Here is a 13,438-nt window from a genome sequence, read left to right as displayed (position 1 = left end):
GCCATCAGAGCGTCACGTGGCCGGATACGTCGTCAAGGGCATACCCGCTGGCGCGGACGGTGCGGATCAGGTCCGGCAGTCCCCCTTCGTTCAGGACGCGGCGCAGGCGGCGGATATGCACGTCCACCGTACGCGATTCCACATGCACCCCGCGTTCCCAGACCGAACGCAACAGATCCTCGCGCGAGAAGACGCGGTTGGGGTTGCGCATGAAGAATTCCAGCAGGCGGTATTCCGTCGGGCCAAGCGCAAGCACGCGCCCCGCGCGCGTCACGCGGTGGCTGACGGGATCAAGCACGATATCGACGAAGCGCAGGACCGCCGTCGCATCATCCTGCACGATGGAGGGGGCCGTCCCGCCCGTGGACGCCACGCTGCGCCGCAGCAGCGCGCGGACGCGGGCATTGAGCGTCTCCATCCCGCAGGGCTTGGTCAGGTAATCATCCGCGCCGGTATCAAGGGCGTGGATGCTGTCATTTTCCGCCGTGCGCGCCGTCAGCATCAGCACCGGCACGTCGGACATGTTACCGCCGCGCGCGCGCAGCCTGCGGCACAGGTCCACCCCCGACAGCCCCGGCAGCATCCAGTCGAGCACCAGCAGGTCGGGCTGCCACGATCCCACCTGTTCCAGCGCGTCCAGCCCATCGGCCACGGCCCGCACCTCGTACCCCGCGGCCTCCAGGTTATAGGTGACAAGGACCGAAAGTGCCTCGTCATCCTCGGCCACGAGGATCCGGGCGCGACGATCGGGCAGCGCGCGTTCCGGCGGGCCATCGGCGGCGGGGGAAACGGATGGTGGCGTCACGGATGGCGGCGTCACTGCGCGTCATCTCCCGACGGGGGGGGCGCTGCGGCGGAAAAACCGCCCCGCGGCCGCACGACCGGCAGGATGTCGCCCGTTACGGTGTAATAGACGCGCTCGGCAATATTGGTGGCGTGATCGCCGATGCGTTCCAGGTTCTTGGCGATGAACAGCAGGTGGGTGCAGGGCCCGATATTGCGCGGGTCCTCCATCATGTAGGTCACAAGTTCGCGGAACATCGCGGTATAGAGTTCATCGACCGCCGTGTCGGACTGCCATACCTCGTACGCCTTTTCGGGGTCACGCTGGGTCATGGCGTCGATCGCGCGGCGCAGGTTGTCCTGTACCAGCCGTCCCATGCCCCGCAGCCCGCTGAGCGAGACGCGCGTGCCCAGCAGTTCCGTGCGCAGCGAACGCCGCGCGATGGAGGCCGCGCAGTCGCCGATGCGTTCCATGTCGCCCGTGATCTTGAGGGCGGAGACCACCTCGCGCAGGTCGCCCGCCACGGGGGAGCGCAGGGCGAGGATGCGGATCACCATCGCCTCCATATCGCGTTCAAGGACATCGACCTGCGGGTCGAGTTCCGGGGCGGCGGCGGCGGCGTTCTCGTCATGGTCGACAACGGCGGCGACCGCCTGCGACGTCTGGCGTTCCACCAGCCCGCCCATGCGAACCATCATAGCGCGCAGCCGTTCAAGTTCCTGCTCGAAACTGCTGACGATATGCGTGGATTCCTGTCCCATCTGCCCCCGTTCCATTCCCGTGTCCGCCCCGCGCCCGGCCGTGGGGCGCGCATCTCACCTTGTTTTCAGGGCTTACCGACGTGCCTTTGGATATATTATATCGGCCGGATGTTTCTTCAAGACACAAAGCCCCGGTCCGCGACATTGTCATCTTTCTGAAACATAACTGTTTTTTCAGACCTTTTCCGTAAGGATTCCCCGAACCGATGCCCCTTCGCGTTCCTCCATCGCGCCGCCTGGCAGATACCCGCGCGGTATCGCGTCCCGTACTGGTCGCCGTGATGGTGGTCATCGGGGGGACGAACGGCACGGCATGGGCGGCGGCCAGCCCCGGCGCGCGCGCCCATTCCCCCGCGAACGCCCCGTCGGACGCCACCGCCCACGCGGGACCGGCACGACCGGCGACAGGGGCGGCAACGCGAATGCGCGGATCGCAGGCGCACGGACAACAGACACACGGGCCACAGACACACGGGCAACAGACACACGGGCAACAGGCGCATCCCCCCACGCCCGGAACGACGCACGAACATATTTCCGTCACCGGCATGCACACCCACGGCCACCAGCCCGGCGGCGGCCTGCTGCGTGAGGAAAAGGCGGCAAAGTCCCTCAGTACCATCGGCACCGATTTCATGGACAAGCAGGCCCCCTCGGCCACGGCGTTCGACATGGTCGCGATGCTGCCGGGCGCGAATGTCGCGACCTCCGACCCGCTGGGCTTTTCGCCGCAGACCAACATCAACGTGCGCGGCATGGGCGGGGATTCGATCGGATACCTGCTGGAGGGGATGCCGCTTAATGACATCGCCTATTACAATGGCTATCCGGGGCAGTTCGCGGATACGGAGAATTACGAGACCGTATCGCTGGCGCAGGGATCGGCGGATCTGGACGCACCGGTACTCAACGCGGCCGGCGGCCTGATGGAAATGACGTTCCGCGACCCGTCCGAACATGCCGGCGGCTTTGCCGACGTGTCGTACGGGTCCTACAACACCAATCGCGAATTCCTGCGGCTGGAGACCGGGAATATCGGGCATACCGGCATCCGGGGCTTCGTCTCCTACTCCCACGGCTATACCGACAACTGGCGCGGGCCGGGGCATGACGAACGCCAGCATATCGATTTCAAGTTCCTGCGCGAATGGGGCGACGACAACCGCATTTCCGTCATCGGCACGTGGAACAGCATGGTCGCCAGCTATTACCCGCTGGTGGACAAGGCGGACTGGGGCCGATCGGGACCGTTCGGGGCGGCGGACAACCTTGCACGCACCTATGACACCAGTGACGCGGCGGGCGGGGCGGATTACTGGAAGCTCTATCGCCAGCCCGAACGCATCTTCTATGTCGCGGCACCCGCGCGCTTCAACCTGACGCACGGGCTGCGCCTGAAGATGACGCCCTATGCGCAGTGGAGCTATGGCAACGACCCGTCGGGCACCACGCTGGCGGACGCGGGCATGTATGCCGAAGGTCAGGCGACGCCGCGCGGCGTGCCGGGCGTGGATGACATCGTGCGCGCCAACTGGACGCAGAACAGCTATCGCGCCGGGGTGAACGCCACGCTGGACTGGCACATCGCCAACCATGACCTCGTCCTTGGGGCATGGTACGACTATTCCGATGATAATGAAAAGCAGCCCTTTACCGCCGTCAACGCGCAGGGGGATGCCGCCGACATCTGGGTGGACCGCATCAGCCGCACCATCCTGACCCCCGACGGGCGGCAGCTGCAGGCGGGGGGATTCCATTCCATCGCGCAGACCAACGCCCTGTATGTGGGCGACCGGATGACGTTCCTGCACAAGCGCCTGCATCTGGAGGTGGGGTTCAAGGACGTGATGCTCGACCGGCACGGCAGCACCACGGATGCGGCGTGGAACCAGACCAACGTGGGCACCAACACCTCCATCCCGCTGCCGCGCATGGCCATCAGTTACCAGATCACCCCGCGCCACCAGGTGTTCTTCAACACCACCACCAGTTTCCGCACCCCCGATGAATCGGCGCTGTTCACCACCTACAGCCCCATTACCGGGTCGCTGGACCCCAACCGGGTGAAAAACCAGTATTCCGTGTCGGAGGAGCTGGGATACCGCTATTCCGGGACGTGGCTGATGGGCGGGGTCACGCTGTTCAACTATGACTTCACCAACCGTGAAATCCAGACCACCATCGACGTGAACAACGCGACCGTGGCCTCCACCCTCAATGGCGGAGGGCAGACCTCACGCGGGGTGGACGTGGAAATCGGCACCCGCCCCTGGCATCACTGGAGCCCCTATCTTTCGGGCGAGTACCTGCACGCCACCATCGACGACGACATTTCCGTGGGCGGCGACCTGCTGGCGACGCGGGGGCGGACCGCGGTCAACAGCCCGACGCTACAGGCCTCGGCAGGGATCAGCTATGACGACGGGCATTTCTTTGGCATGGCGAGCGTCAAGTATGTCGGCCACCAGTACGCGACCTTCACCAATGACGAACGGCTGTCGGACCACGCCACGGGCAACCTTGCGTTCGGATACCGCATGGACAGCCACTATTTCCTGTCGCGGCCGGAATTTCGCATGAATTTCATCAACATCACCAACCAGCATTACCTGTCCGGCGTGGCCGCCCCCACCTTCAACGCCCATGATACGACCGGCGTGCATGGCACCACCATCGCGGGACAGGCCCCGACCTATTACGTGGGCGGCGGGCTTGCGGTGCTGTTCACGGCGTCCACCGGGTTCTGACCCTGACGCGCGGGTGGCGCCGCCACGGGTGCGGCCACGGGCGCGGGACACAGCAGCAGCACCATCGCCCCCGCGCCAAGGAAGGCGCAGGCCGGAATGGCAAGGAACCCGACGCCAATGCCCGCGCGCGCGGCCGCCGCCTGCGCATGGTCGCCCGCCACCAGGCCCGATCCCGCCAGCAGCCACGCCAGCATGCTGCCCCCGCCGTCAAAGGCGAGCTTCGACGCGGTGGAATTGAGCGCCCACGCCAGCCCTGCCGTGCGCACGCCGCTGCGCCGCGCGCCATCTTCGACATAATCCGCCAGCAGCGCGAAACAGGCCGGGTTGCACACCCCCATGCACGCGCCGAACAGGCACGTCGCGGCGATCGTCACCCCCCAGCCCGGCGGGGCCAGCCACGCCAGCACCAGCCACGTCCCGCACAGGCATGTCCCCACCCCCATGACGCCGCGGTTGCCCCACCGCCGCGCCAGCGCGCCGCTCGACAGGCTGCCGCACAGGCCCAGCACATTCATCGCGCCCAGCATCCACCCCGCGTCATGGTCGCTGCCGCGCAGCACGAAACGGACGTAATAGACCAGCGCGCCGAACATGAAGGTCGAGCCGAGCATGACAAGGATCATCGCCCCCGTCAGCCGCAGCCACCCGCCATTGCGCAGCAGGGCGCGCGCCAGCACGCGCACCGGCTGGCGGCCGGAATGCGCGCCGACGCGTTCATGGCACAGCCGCGCCGCAAGCCACAGCAGGGCGGCGACAACCACGGCCACGCCCATCATGAACAGCATGAAGCCACGCCGCCTGTCGCCATGACCCAGCCAGTCCACGCAGGGCATCGTCAGCACCGCGATCAGCAGGGCGCCAAGCCCCGCGCCCACCATACGCGCGCTGGCAAGGCGCAGGCGGATTTCGGGCCGCGCGGAAATCAGGCTGGTCAGCGCGCCATAGGCGGTGTTGGTCACGCTGTAGGCCACGCACAGGCCCATATACGTCACGCAGGCCCAGACATACCGCCCAGCCCCCGCCGCCGCGCCGCCACCAACCGGCACGAAGGTCAGCACGATCATGAGGGCGAACGGCACAAGCCCCATCCGCAGCAGCGGCAGTGCCTGCCGCCCCGCCGGACGCCGGTCGATCACCATGCCGACCAGCGGGTCGGTCACGATGCTGAGCCCGCGCGCGCACAGCAGGATCAGCGCGACGGAGGCGGGGGGAAACAGGCAGATGTCGGTATAGAAATATTCCAGGTAGCTGAGCATCAGCCCCCAGATGATGTTGAACGCAAGGTCCCCCGCCCCGAACGCCAGCAGTTCGCGCCGCCCGAAGGGGGGCGGCCGCGCCGCGTCGGCCATTACAGGGGAAAGGGGAAGGATCCGCACCGCGCCATCACTGCCGTATCAGGAAGGGATCAGCATGCCATGATTTTCCCGCCCGCGCCCTGTTTTATCCCCTAGCGGCCGGTTCCGAAACACTGCGCGTCGGTGGGGAAGCGGCGGTGACGCACGTCATCGGCGTAACGCGCGACGGCATCGTCGATCATCGCCCCCACCTCGGCATAACGTCGGACAAAGCGGGGCGTGAAATCGCCGAACGCGCCGATCAGGTCATCGACCACCAGCACCTGCCCGTCGCAGGCGACGGACGCGCCGATCCCGATGGTCGGCACGGACAGCGAGGTCGTGATTTCACGCGCCACGGGTTCGACCGTGCCCTCGATCACGACGGCAAAGGCGCCCGCTTCGGCAATGGCGTGGGCGTCGGCGCGGACCTTTGCCGCCTGCTGCGCGTCGCGGCCCTGCGTGCGGAAACCGCCGGTCGTGTTGACCGCCTGCGGCATCAGGCCGACATGCCCGCAGACCGGCACCCCACGCTGCGTCAGGAAACGCACCGTTTCGGCCATTTCCGTCCCGCCCTCCAGCTTGACCGCGCCGCAGCCGGTTTCCGCCATGATCCGCGCGGCATTGCGAAAGGCCTGCGCCGGGGATTCCTGGTAGGAGCCGAACGGCATGTCCACCACCACCAGCGCACGGTGCGAGGCACGGACCACCGCCGCGCCATGGGCGATCATCATGTCCATCGTGACACCCACCGTGCTGGGCAGGCCATAGACCACCATGCCCAGCGAATCCCCCACCAGCATGACATCCACATGCGGGTCGAGCCGCTGGGCCACGGGGGCGGTATATGCCGTCAGCCATACACCCGGCACGTCGCCCTTGGTCACGTCACGGATGGTGCGGCGACGCGTCTGTGTGGTGGTACTCAATCAACCCTCCCGGCATGCGGGCGCGAAAATCCCGTCAGGACCCCGCGCGCCATTCTCCCTTTTCCGATATCGCAGCACGCATGTCCTTGTAAATGCACACCCACGCCATGGCCGCGCCGGGCCATGCCGGGCATCCATGATCCGGCCCCCTGCGGCGCATCACGTGCAACGCGCGCGCCTGCAATCCGCTCCGGGCAATACGCTTTGGGCAATGCACTCCGGGCAACGCGCCCCATGCAATCCGGGCGGACATGCCATAGGATGGACCCCGTCCCCCATCACCGCAGGACAACGACGATGCAGCATCCCTCCACACTGGACGCCTCCACGCTGGCCCGCCTGCGCCAGCTTGCGGCGCATTTTGCCACGCGCGCCCCCGCGCATGACCGCAGCGGCGACATCGCGACCGAAAACCTGGCGGAACTGCACCATGCCGGGCTTCTGGGGCTGAGCGTTCCCGTCGCCCATGGCGGGCGCGGGGCGCCGCTGCGCGATCTTGTCACGGTCGTGGCGACGCTGGCGGGGGGCGACCCGTCGACGGCCCTGATCGTGGCGATGCAGTACCTGCAGCACGCCGCCATCGCGGCCGCCGCCACATGGCCGGAGGACCTGCGCCGCAGGGTCGGGGAAAGTGCTGTGCGCGAGGGCGCGCTGCTCAACGCCCTGCGGGTGGAACCCGACCTTGGCACGCCATCGCGCGGCGGGCGGCCCGCGACGCGCCTGCGGCGGGAGGAGGGGCAATGGCGGCTGGACGGGACCAAGATCTATTCCACCGGCTCGACCGCCCTGCGCTGGGGTCTGGCATGGGTCAGCACGGAAGAGGATCCCTTCCGCACCGGGCAGGTGCTGGTGGACATGCGCGCGCCGGGCATCCGGATCGAGGCGACATGGCACCAGATGGGCATGCGCGCGACCGGTAGCAACACGGTCATCTTCGACAACGTCACCGTGCCCGACGACGCGATCGTGGACCTGCGGCCGCCGGATGCGTGGAAGGACGGCGACAGCTTTACCGCGCGATGGCACGCCATCCTTGTCGCAGCACTGTATGACGCGGTGGCGCGGTCGGGACGCGACTGGCTGGTGTCGTTCCTGCATGAACGCGTGCCCTGCGCCCTGGGGCAGCCGCTGGCGACGCTGCCGCGTTTCGAGATCCTGATGGGTGAAATCGACTCGCTTCTGATGTCGAACGCGGCCGTCCTGTCGCATGCCCTGTCGCGGGAGGAGGACGGGACGCTCGACCTTGCCGACGCGAACCTGGCCAAGTACGTGATGACCGAAAATGCGATCCGCGCCACCGAACGCGCCATCGCGGCCATCGGCAATCCGGGGCTGAGCCAGGACAACCCGCTGGAACGGCATTACCGCAACGTGCTGTGCGGGCGCATCCACACGCCGCAGTCCGATACGGCGCTGATGCTGTCGGGACGCAAGGCGTTGAACGAACGTCTGAAAGGTGCCTGATGAAAGGCAGCAAAAAGCTTCGGAGGCGACTTTTTTCAGAAAGGCTGCGTTCTTCTGAATCTTTCTGAAAAAAGCTTCACCAGAAACTTCCATCTGATTTACAGGATGTTTCAAAAGGGTCCCGGCCATGGTCCCGCGCGCCATCCGTGATAGAATCCCGCATCACCAGCAGGCCATCGCGGCGCGGACAGGCGGGAGAGGAGACAGCCATGGGACTTGGACGGACGGATATCTGGCGCACGGGCATTGTCCACGCCCCGATGGCGCAGATCCTGCGCGATGGCGGCGTGGCAGGGCACGAGGTCACGTGGCTGGACAATCCGGGGCGGTTCCGCTTCATCGCCGACCCGTTCGGCGTGTGGCGCGACGGACGCCTTTACCTTTTTGCCGAGGTCTATGATTACCGCGTCAAGATCGGACGCATCGACGTGTTCGTGTTCGACCGCGACCTGACGCTGCTTGAACACTGCCCGGTCCTGAACGAACCGTGGCACCTGTCCTATCCGGTAATGGTGCATGATACGGACGGCACGCTTTACATGATGCCGGAATCGGGAAAATCGGGGCAGCAGCATTTGTACCGCGCCATCGACTTTCCCTATCGCTGGGAACGCGTGGACGATTTCCGGTTTCCCGGCGCCATCGTCGATGCGTCGCCCATATTCCATGACGGGCGATGGTGGATGTTTTATGCCCCCTGGGGCCAGTGCGCCACCGACCGCATCAGCCTGCTGCATGTCGCGTGGGCCGAACGCCTGACGGGGCCGTGGAACCCGCATCCGGGCAACCCGGTGCGCCACGACATCCGCAGCACACGCCCCGGCGGCACGCCCATCGTGACCGAAACCGGGCTGGTGCTGCCGACGCAGGACTGCGCCCTGACCTATGGCGGGGCGATCACGCCGCTGCATGTCACGGTGCTGACCCCTGAACGCTTCGAGGCCGAGGCAGGACTACCGCTGACGCCGCCGCTCACGTTTGCCCCGTATGATGACGGGATGCACACGCTGTCGGCGGCAGGGGATGTCACGCTGATCGACGTCAAGCATACCGATCCGTCCGTGGCGGGACGCGCCATCGTGGAGCTTGACCGCCTGGTCCTGCGCCGGGCGCGACGGGCGGTGGGGCTGTGACAGGCCCCTTTCCAAGTAATATTATGTAAACTTCCGTGACATATAGGGAATGGGAATGGATATTCCTGTATAACCTTATATAATTTTTTACACAGCCGCATGAACGCGCATGATACGCCGCCAGCCCCCCAACAATATTTATCAATTTGGGAACTTATATCTGATTGCGGCATAAGCGGCAGGCATGTCATCCTGCCCGCAACGGGCGGAATCCTGCATATCCATCATGAAATTCCCTGTTCCCAGCCCTGATGTCCGACAGGCATCGCCCGACAGGCCGCCATTTCAGGGCATGCGGAAAAAACGGACCTGTCCGATTTTTAACTTGATGTTGAGAACTGTTATCAATAAACGATAAAGGACATCATTGCCCGGACATTCCCCATCGCGGTAGCCCCGGCGGCACGGCGAAAAGGCGGAGGACCAGATGGCCGGGACGATGATGCAGCCGCAACGCGTCATGGCGCGCGCCCACGCCTGCCCCTTCCCTGCCGCGGGGAAGGACGCATCAGCCACACAATACCGGCCCCGCCTGTCCGGGGCCCATGTCAAACGCCTTATGTCCCGTACTCCCGCCTACTGACCCTCCCTGCCCGACGGATCTGCCGCCAGGGGCCAAGAAGGATCTTACGATGCGCGAACTCCACAGCACCCGCGACACCTGGCACCTGACGCATTCCCGCCCGGACGTTCTGGTTGACTATTTCAATCCGTGGACGCCGATGACCCGCCAGATCAGCCAGCTGACGCACCGCTTCGGCATGGTTTCGGCCCTGTGCGAACAGGTCAGCGTGGATGAAAAGCTGCTGGAACTGCGCAACGCGCTGGCGTTTCACCTGCTGCGGGCGGCCACGTGGTGGCGGATGGATTTCGCCGCCCCGCGCGTCGCGGGCATGCCGACGACGCGCTTCATGGCCCATATCCACGCCCATATCGACCGCGTCGCCATGGATGAAACCCTGTTCGACGTGCTGACATGGCAGCACCACATGCGCCGCGACGATCCGTCGCACGTCATGGTACTGGGCACGGACCCGCTGTGCCGGGGTGGCACGTCGATCCTGTACGGCCTCGACGGGCAGCGGCGCTTCCGCTTTGCCCTGCATGCCGCCGATACGCCGCACGTGACGGAATGGGACGATGCGGCGCATACGGATTTCGTGTCCACCTGCCTGGCCGCGCGGGCACGTCACGGCGTGGTCGAAACCGGGCGCGAGGCGCTGGGCGAATGGGACGACGCGCGCCTTGAACACGCGCGCGCGGCGAAATACCACACCCTGTATTTCCGTCAGGACACCACGCGGCCGGTCATCGACCGCTATATCGAGGTGCTGGGCGAAATGACGCGCTGCCGCTCGCGCTTCGGGCAGTTCGAATTCGGCAACATCCTGAACCACGTCGCCTTTCAGCTGGTGCGTACGGCCCATGAACGCCAGGTGTCCATCGCCGATGTCCTGCGGGAGGGCACGACGCAGCCCATCAACCTGCGCGTGGCCAACAGCATCAAGAAACGCGCCCGCGCCCACGTCGCCCATGGGGTCGATCCCCTGCTGCGGGAGGGACTGGACGCCATGCTCGACAATGTCGTGGCGGGTTACTCCCTGTCCGATCAGTTTTAGAGACAGTTAGGTCTTGAATGACAGAATGGGCGACATGGCTGTTTGTAACGAGCATGATGCAATCTATCTTCCTGATCAGATTTAGTCTGTTTGGAAGTTGCTGATCGAGGAAATCCGTCCAAAGGGACAGACTGTGCCGAAAAGTTTTAAGTTACATTTAGTTAATTGTTTTATGCAATTTATACATATTTTATCGAAAATATATAGCCAATGTAGTTTAGAAAATGTTGCACGAACGTCCAATATACCATATTAGGAAAATATGGCCGTATTTAAGGACGGTTCAGTTTCGTGTTTTCACTGTCAAGGCAAAATGTGTGACTACTGATTGCGAGTTTCATAATCTGGGCTCCTACGGTAAGCCACCACGGCGTCTTGCCAGCATATCGGAGCAACATAGTTGCCACCAATATGATAGCATACACGGCATGGTCGAAAAAAACGCAACCGACAAAATAGCGGGGGCGGAAATGTTAAAGGTTATGCGTTAGCCTGATGTTCCGCCTCCATTCACATTGAATAATATGACCAAAAATTTTAATTTCACTCAAGATGATTTAAAAAAATATCCGCACTTTGATGCGCCAATTTCGTTGAAAAACATCAAACGTCTAGTTACATCGCCCGATAGAGTTGCAAAAAATACTTTCTATCCTCTGTTTTTATATCACAAAAGTTGGCAACCCTTTCGATTGAAAGGACATTTTCGTCCCTCTAAGAAGATACGACCTATCCGCTATGGGGCCAGAAGGGATGCCTATATTTTCTCACACTATAGAAATATATTATCTGATCTTTACGAAAAAAGATTACATGAGATGGATATTTCTTCATGCCCAATTGCATATAGAAAAATTAAAAGACCAGATGGAAGGGGAAAGTGCAATATAGATTTTGCAAAAGATGCCTTTGACACCATTGATTTTCTTGGAAACTGTGTCGCAATATGTCTTGACATAAAAGGTTATTTTGAAAGTTTAGATCACCTTCAAATTAAACAGATATGGTGTGATTTATTAGGAGTTACCAAGCTTCCTGCTGACCACTATGCTGTTTTTAAAAACATTACACAATATCATTATGTTGATCAAAAAAATGTTTATACTCGCTTAGGATATTGGGGTGTTTTGGATCCTTCTAAACCTCTGGTTGAAGGTCCATTAAAGAGTATACCTATACAAATCTGTACTCCTAAAGAATTTAGAGAAAAAATATGTGGCCTAGATGGAAAATCAGGCCCCTCCTTAATTGAAAAAAATTCATACAATTATGGAATACCTCAGGGCGCTCCAATATCAGATATTATTGCCAATTTTTATTTATTATATTTTGATAAAAAAATAAATGATTACGTTAGAAGCCAAGGTGGAAAATACCTAAGATACTCAGATGATATATTGATAATACTTCCAAAAAATTCATTAAACTTAAAGTATACGATTGATTTTGTTTCGGATGAATTAGCAAAAAATGGGAAGAATGTGAGCATAAAAAAAGAAAAGACGTCTATAGTAGAGTTTTTTCTGAATAATGGCTTACGTTCAAACAAAACAATTGCATATGATGGGTTCATTAATAATAAAGATGGGCTAGAATATCTAGGCTTCAGATATGATGGAAACAATGTTTATGTAAGAGAAGGAACTGTCTCAAGATTTTACAGGAAAATATCTATTGGCGCAAAAAAATACTCTAGGGAATATGTAAAAGATAATCCGAAGAAAGATATCCCAACACTTATTAATGATTTTAATTTTTCTATTTTTTATCAAAAATATGGGAAAGTTAATAAAAAATATTATATCGAGAACGATTATAAAAGCTGGACTTTTTACTCATACATAAAGCGATCTTGTGATATATTTGAAGAAAAAGGAAAAATTATACGAAAACAATTTTCTAATTTCCAGAAATTCGTCAAGAAAAAAGTTTCAAATGCTATTGTTAAGTCGTGGAACAAAAAAAACAATTTTCCCTAAGACTGATCTTTTAAAAAATCACCCATATAGCAAAACATTATGTTTCTAATAATTATTATTTAAAAAGTAATTTGTTTCTGTAAAAATAATAAAAGTTTTTGCCAAAAACCTTTGAGACTTCAGGACCTGTCAGGGATGGGGCTCCGTTCCCGTGGCGAGCCGTGTCAGGTATGCCGCGAACATGTCGGCCAAGCCGCTCTATCCCGATATCCTCGCCCTGCTGGAAGGCAGGCTGCGTCCCGGCGCCATGATCGTCGCGGACAATGCCGATTACAGCCCCGAATATCTGGCGCGCGTGCGCTCCGCGCCTGCGGGCCATCTTTCCCTGCCTTTCGCCGAAGATGTTGAACTGTCCGCAAAACTTTCCTGAATACAGCTGAATTTTTTAGGCATGCCATCGCGGAAAAATCCGGAAACCGAAAGTGTTTCAGCCCCCACCACGACACATCGCGCATGATGAAAAGTTTTTGGTGAAGCTTTTTTCAAAAAGCTTCGAAAAACCGACGTCTTTTTGAAAAAATACAACACCCGGAAACTTCTCTCATTTTCATTCCCGGTCCCCTTCACAGGCACGGACAGATCGGGGCCGTGCCTTGACGGTAATGGGGCGTCCCGTCCAAATGGCGCCATGATGGAACGTAACCGGCCGTTTGAGGCCGCCTTATGATTGAGGATTGTGACTGGTAAC

10 protein-coding genes are annotated in these 13,438 nt (G+C 60.3%); 6 read left to right on the top strand and 4 right to left on the bottom strand.

The genetic code is table 11. The features are described 5' to 3' along the window. Positions 1–4: 4 nt before the first annotated feature. Together NJLHNGOC_RS08510 and phoU are read right to left on the bottom strand one after the other, a co-directional pair. Positions 5–754 (bottom strand): response regulator, encoded by a 750-nt coding sequence (locus NJLHNGOC_RS08510; protein ID WP_113596106.1) that lies wholly within the window; start codon positions 752–754, stop codon positions 5–7. A 62-nt stretch (positions 755–816) separates the two neighbouring features. Continuing rightward, on the bottom strand, positions 817–1,545 hold the full coding sequence (phoU, locus tag NJLHNGOC_RS08505) for a phosphate signaling complex protein PhoU (RefSeq protein WP_113596105.1): 729 nt from the start codon (positions 1,543–1,545) through the stop codon (positions 817–819). A 206-nt stretch (positions 1,546–1,751) separates the two neighbouring features. On the opposite strand from phoU, the gene NJLHNGOC_RS08500 reads away from it, so the two are divergent. Then, positions 1,752–4,292 carry a TonB-dependent receptor gene (locus NJLHNGOC_RS08500; RefSeq protein WP_113596012.1) on the top strand — a complete coding sequence of 847 codons (2,541 nt, stop codon included), beginning with the start codon at positions 1,752–1,754 and terminating at the stop codon, positions 4,290–4,292. Here NJLHNGOC_RS08500 and NJLHNGOC_RS08495 read toward each other — a convergent pair. Beyond that, positions 4,241–5,668 (bottom strand): MFS transporter, encoded by a 1,428-nt coding sequence (locus NJLHNGOC_RS08495; protein ID WP_239021425.1) that lies wholly within the window; start codon positions 5,666–5,668, stop codon positions 4,241–4,243. The genes NJLHNGOC_RS08500 and NJLHNGOC_RS08495 overlap by 52 nt on opposite strands. 71 nt (positions 5,669–5,739) lie before the next feature. Next, positions 5,740–6,555, bottom strand: coding sequence for a 3-methyl-2-oxobutanoate hydroxymethyltransferase (panB, locus tag NJLHNGOC_RS08490; RefSeq protein ID WP_113596010.1), 816 nt, complete (start codon positions 6,553–6,555; stop codon positions 5,740–5,742). A 297-nt stretch (positions 6,556–6,852) separates the two neighbouring features. On the opposite strand from panB, the gene NJLHNGOC_RS08485 reads away from it, so the two are divergent. The 5 genes from NJLHNGOC_RS08485 (at position 6,853) to NJLHNGOC_RS08460 (ending at position 13,120) form a co-directional block, all read left to right on the top strand. Then, positions 6,853–8,019: an acyl-CoA dehydrogenase family protein gene (locus tag NJLHNGOC_RS08485; RefSeq protein WP_113596009.1), complete on the top strand. Its 1,167-nt coding sequence runs from the start codon at positions 6,853–6,855 to the stop codon at positions 8,017–8,019. 209 nt (positions 8,020–8,228) lie between these two features. Beyond that, a complete protein-coding gene (locus NJLHNGOC_RS08480; RefSeq protein ID WP_113596008.1) occupies positions 8,229–9,152 on the top strand; it encodes a glucosamine inositolphosphorylceramide transferase family protein in 924 nt (307 codons plus the stop codon). Between the two features lie 632 nt (positions 9,153–9,784). Next, positions 9,785–10,771, top strand: a complete 987-nt coding sequence (locus NJLHNGOC_RS08470) for a hypothetical protein (protein WP_113596006.1) — start codon at positions 9,785–9,787, stop codon at positions 10,769–10,771. Positions 10,772–11,589: 818 nt separating this feature from the next. Further along, a complete protein-coding gene (locus NJLHNGOC_RS08465) occupies positions 11,590–12,750 on the top strand; it encodes a reverse transcriptase domain-containing protein (RefSeq protein WP_165837892.1) in 1,161 nt (386 codons plus the stop codon). A gap of 181 nt (positions 12,751–12,931) precedes the next feature. Then, positions 12,932–13,120 carry an O-methyltransferase gene (locus tag NJLHNGOC_RS08460; protein ID WP_239021424.1) on the top strand — a complete coding sequence of 63 codons (189 nt, stop codon included), beginning with the start codon at positions 12,932–12,934 and terminating at the stop codon, positions 13,118–13,120. Positions 13,121–13,438: the final 318 nt, after the last annotated feature.

It is taken from the genome of Novacetimonas cocois (genome assembly GCF_003311635.1).
GTDB classification, from domain to species: domain Bacteria; phylum Pseudomonadota; class Alphaproteobacteria; order Acetobacterales; family Acetobacteraceae; genus Novacetimonas; species Novacetimonas cocois.
The sequence above is the reverse complement of the archived record's forward strand: the minus strand, read 5'-3'. Positions and strand labels throughout refer to the sequence as shown.

Coding starts and splice junctions, on each gene's coding strand:
- NJLHNGOC_RS08460 (WP_239021424.1), top strand. CDS start 12,932: ATGTCGGCCAAGCCGCTCTATCCCGATATCCTCGCCCTGCTGGAAGGC.
- NJLHNGOC_RS08480 (WP_113596008.1), top strand. CDS start 8,229: ATGGGACTTGGACGGACGGATATCTGGCGCACGGGCATTGTCCACGCC.
- NJLHNGOC_RS08465 (WP_165837892.1), top strand. CDS start 11,590: ATGGATATTTCTTCATGCCCAATTGCATATAGAAAAATTAAAAGACCA.
- phoU (WP_113596105.1), bottom strand. CDS start 1,545: ATGGGACAGGAATCCACGCATATCGTCAGCAGTTTCGAGCAGGAACTT.
- NJLHNGOC_RS08470 (WP_113596006.1), top strand. CDS start 9,785: ATGCGCGAACTCCACAGCACCCGCGACACCTGGCACCTGACGCATTCC.
- NJLHNGOC_RS08485 (WP_113596009.1), top strand. CDS start 6,853: ATGCAGCATCCCTCCACACTGGACGCCTCCACGCTGGCCCGCCTGCGC.
- NJLHNGOC_RS08500 (WP_113596012.1), top strand. CDS start 1,752: ATGCCCCTTCGCGTTCCTCCATCGCGCCGCCTGGCAGATACCCGCGCG.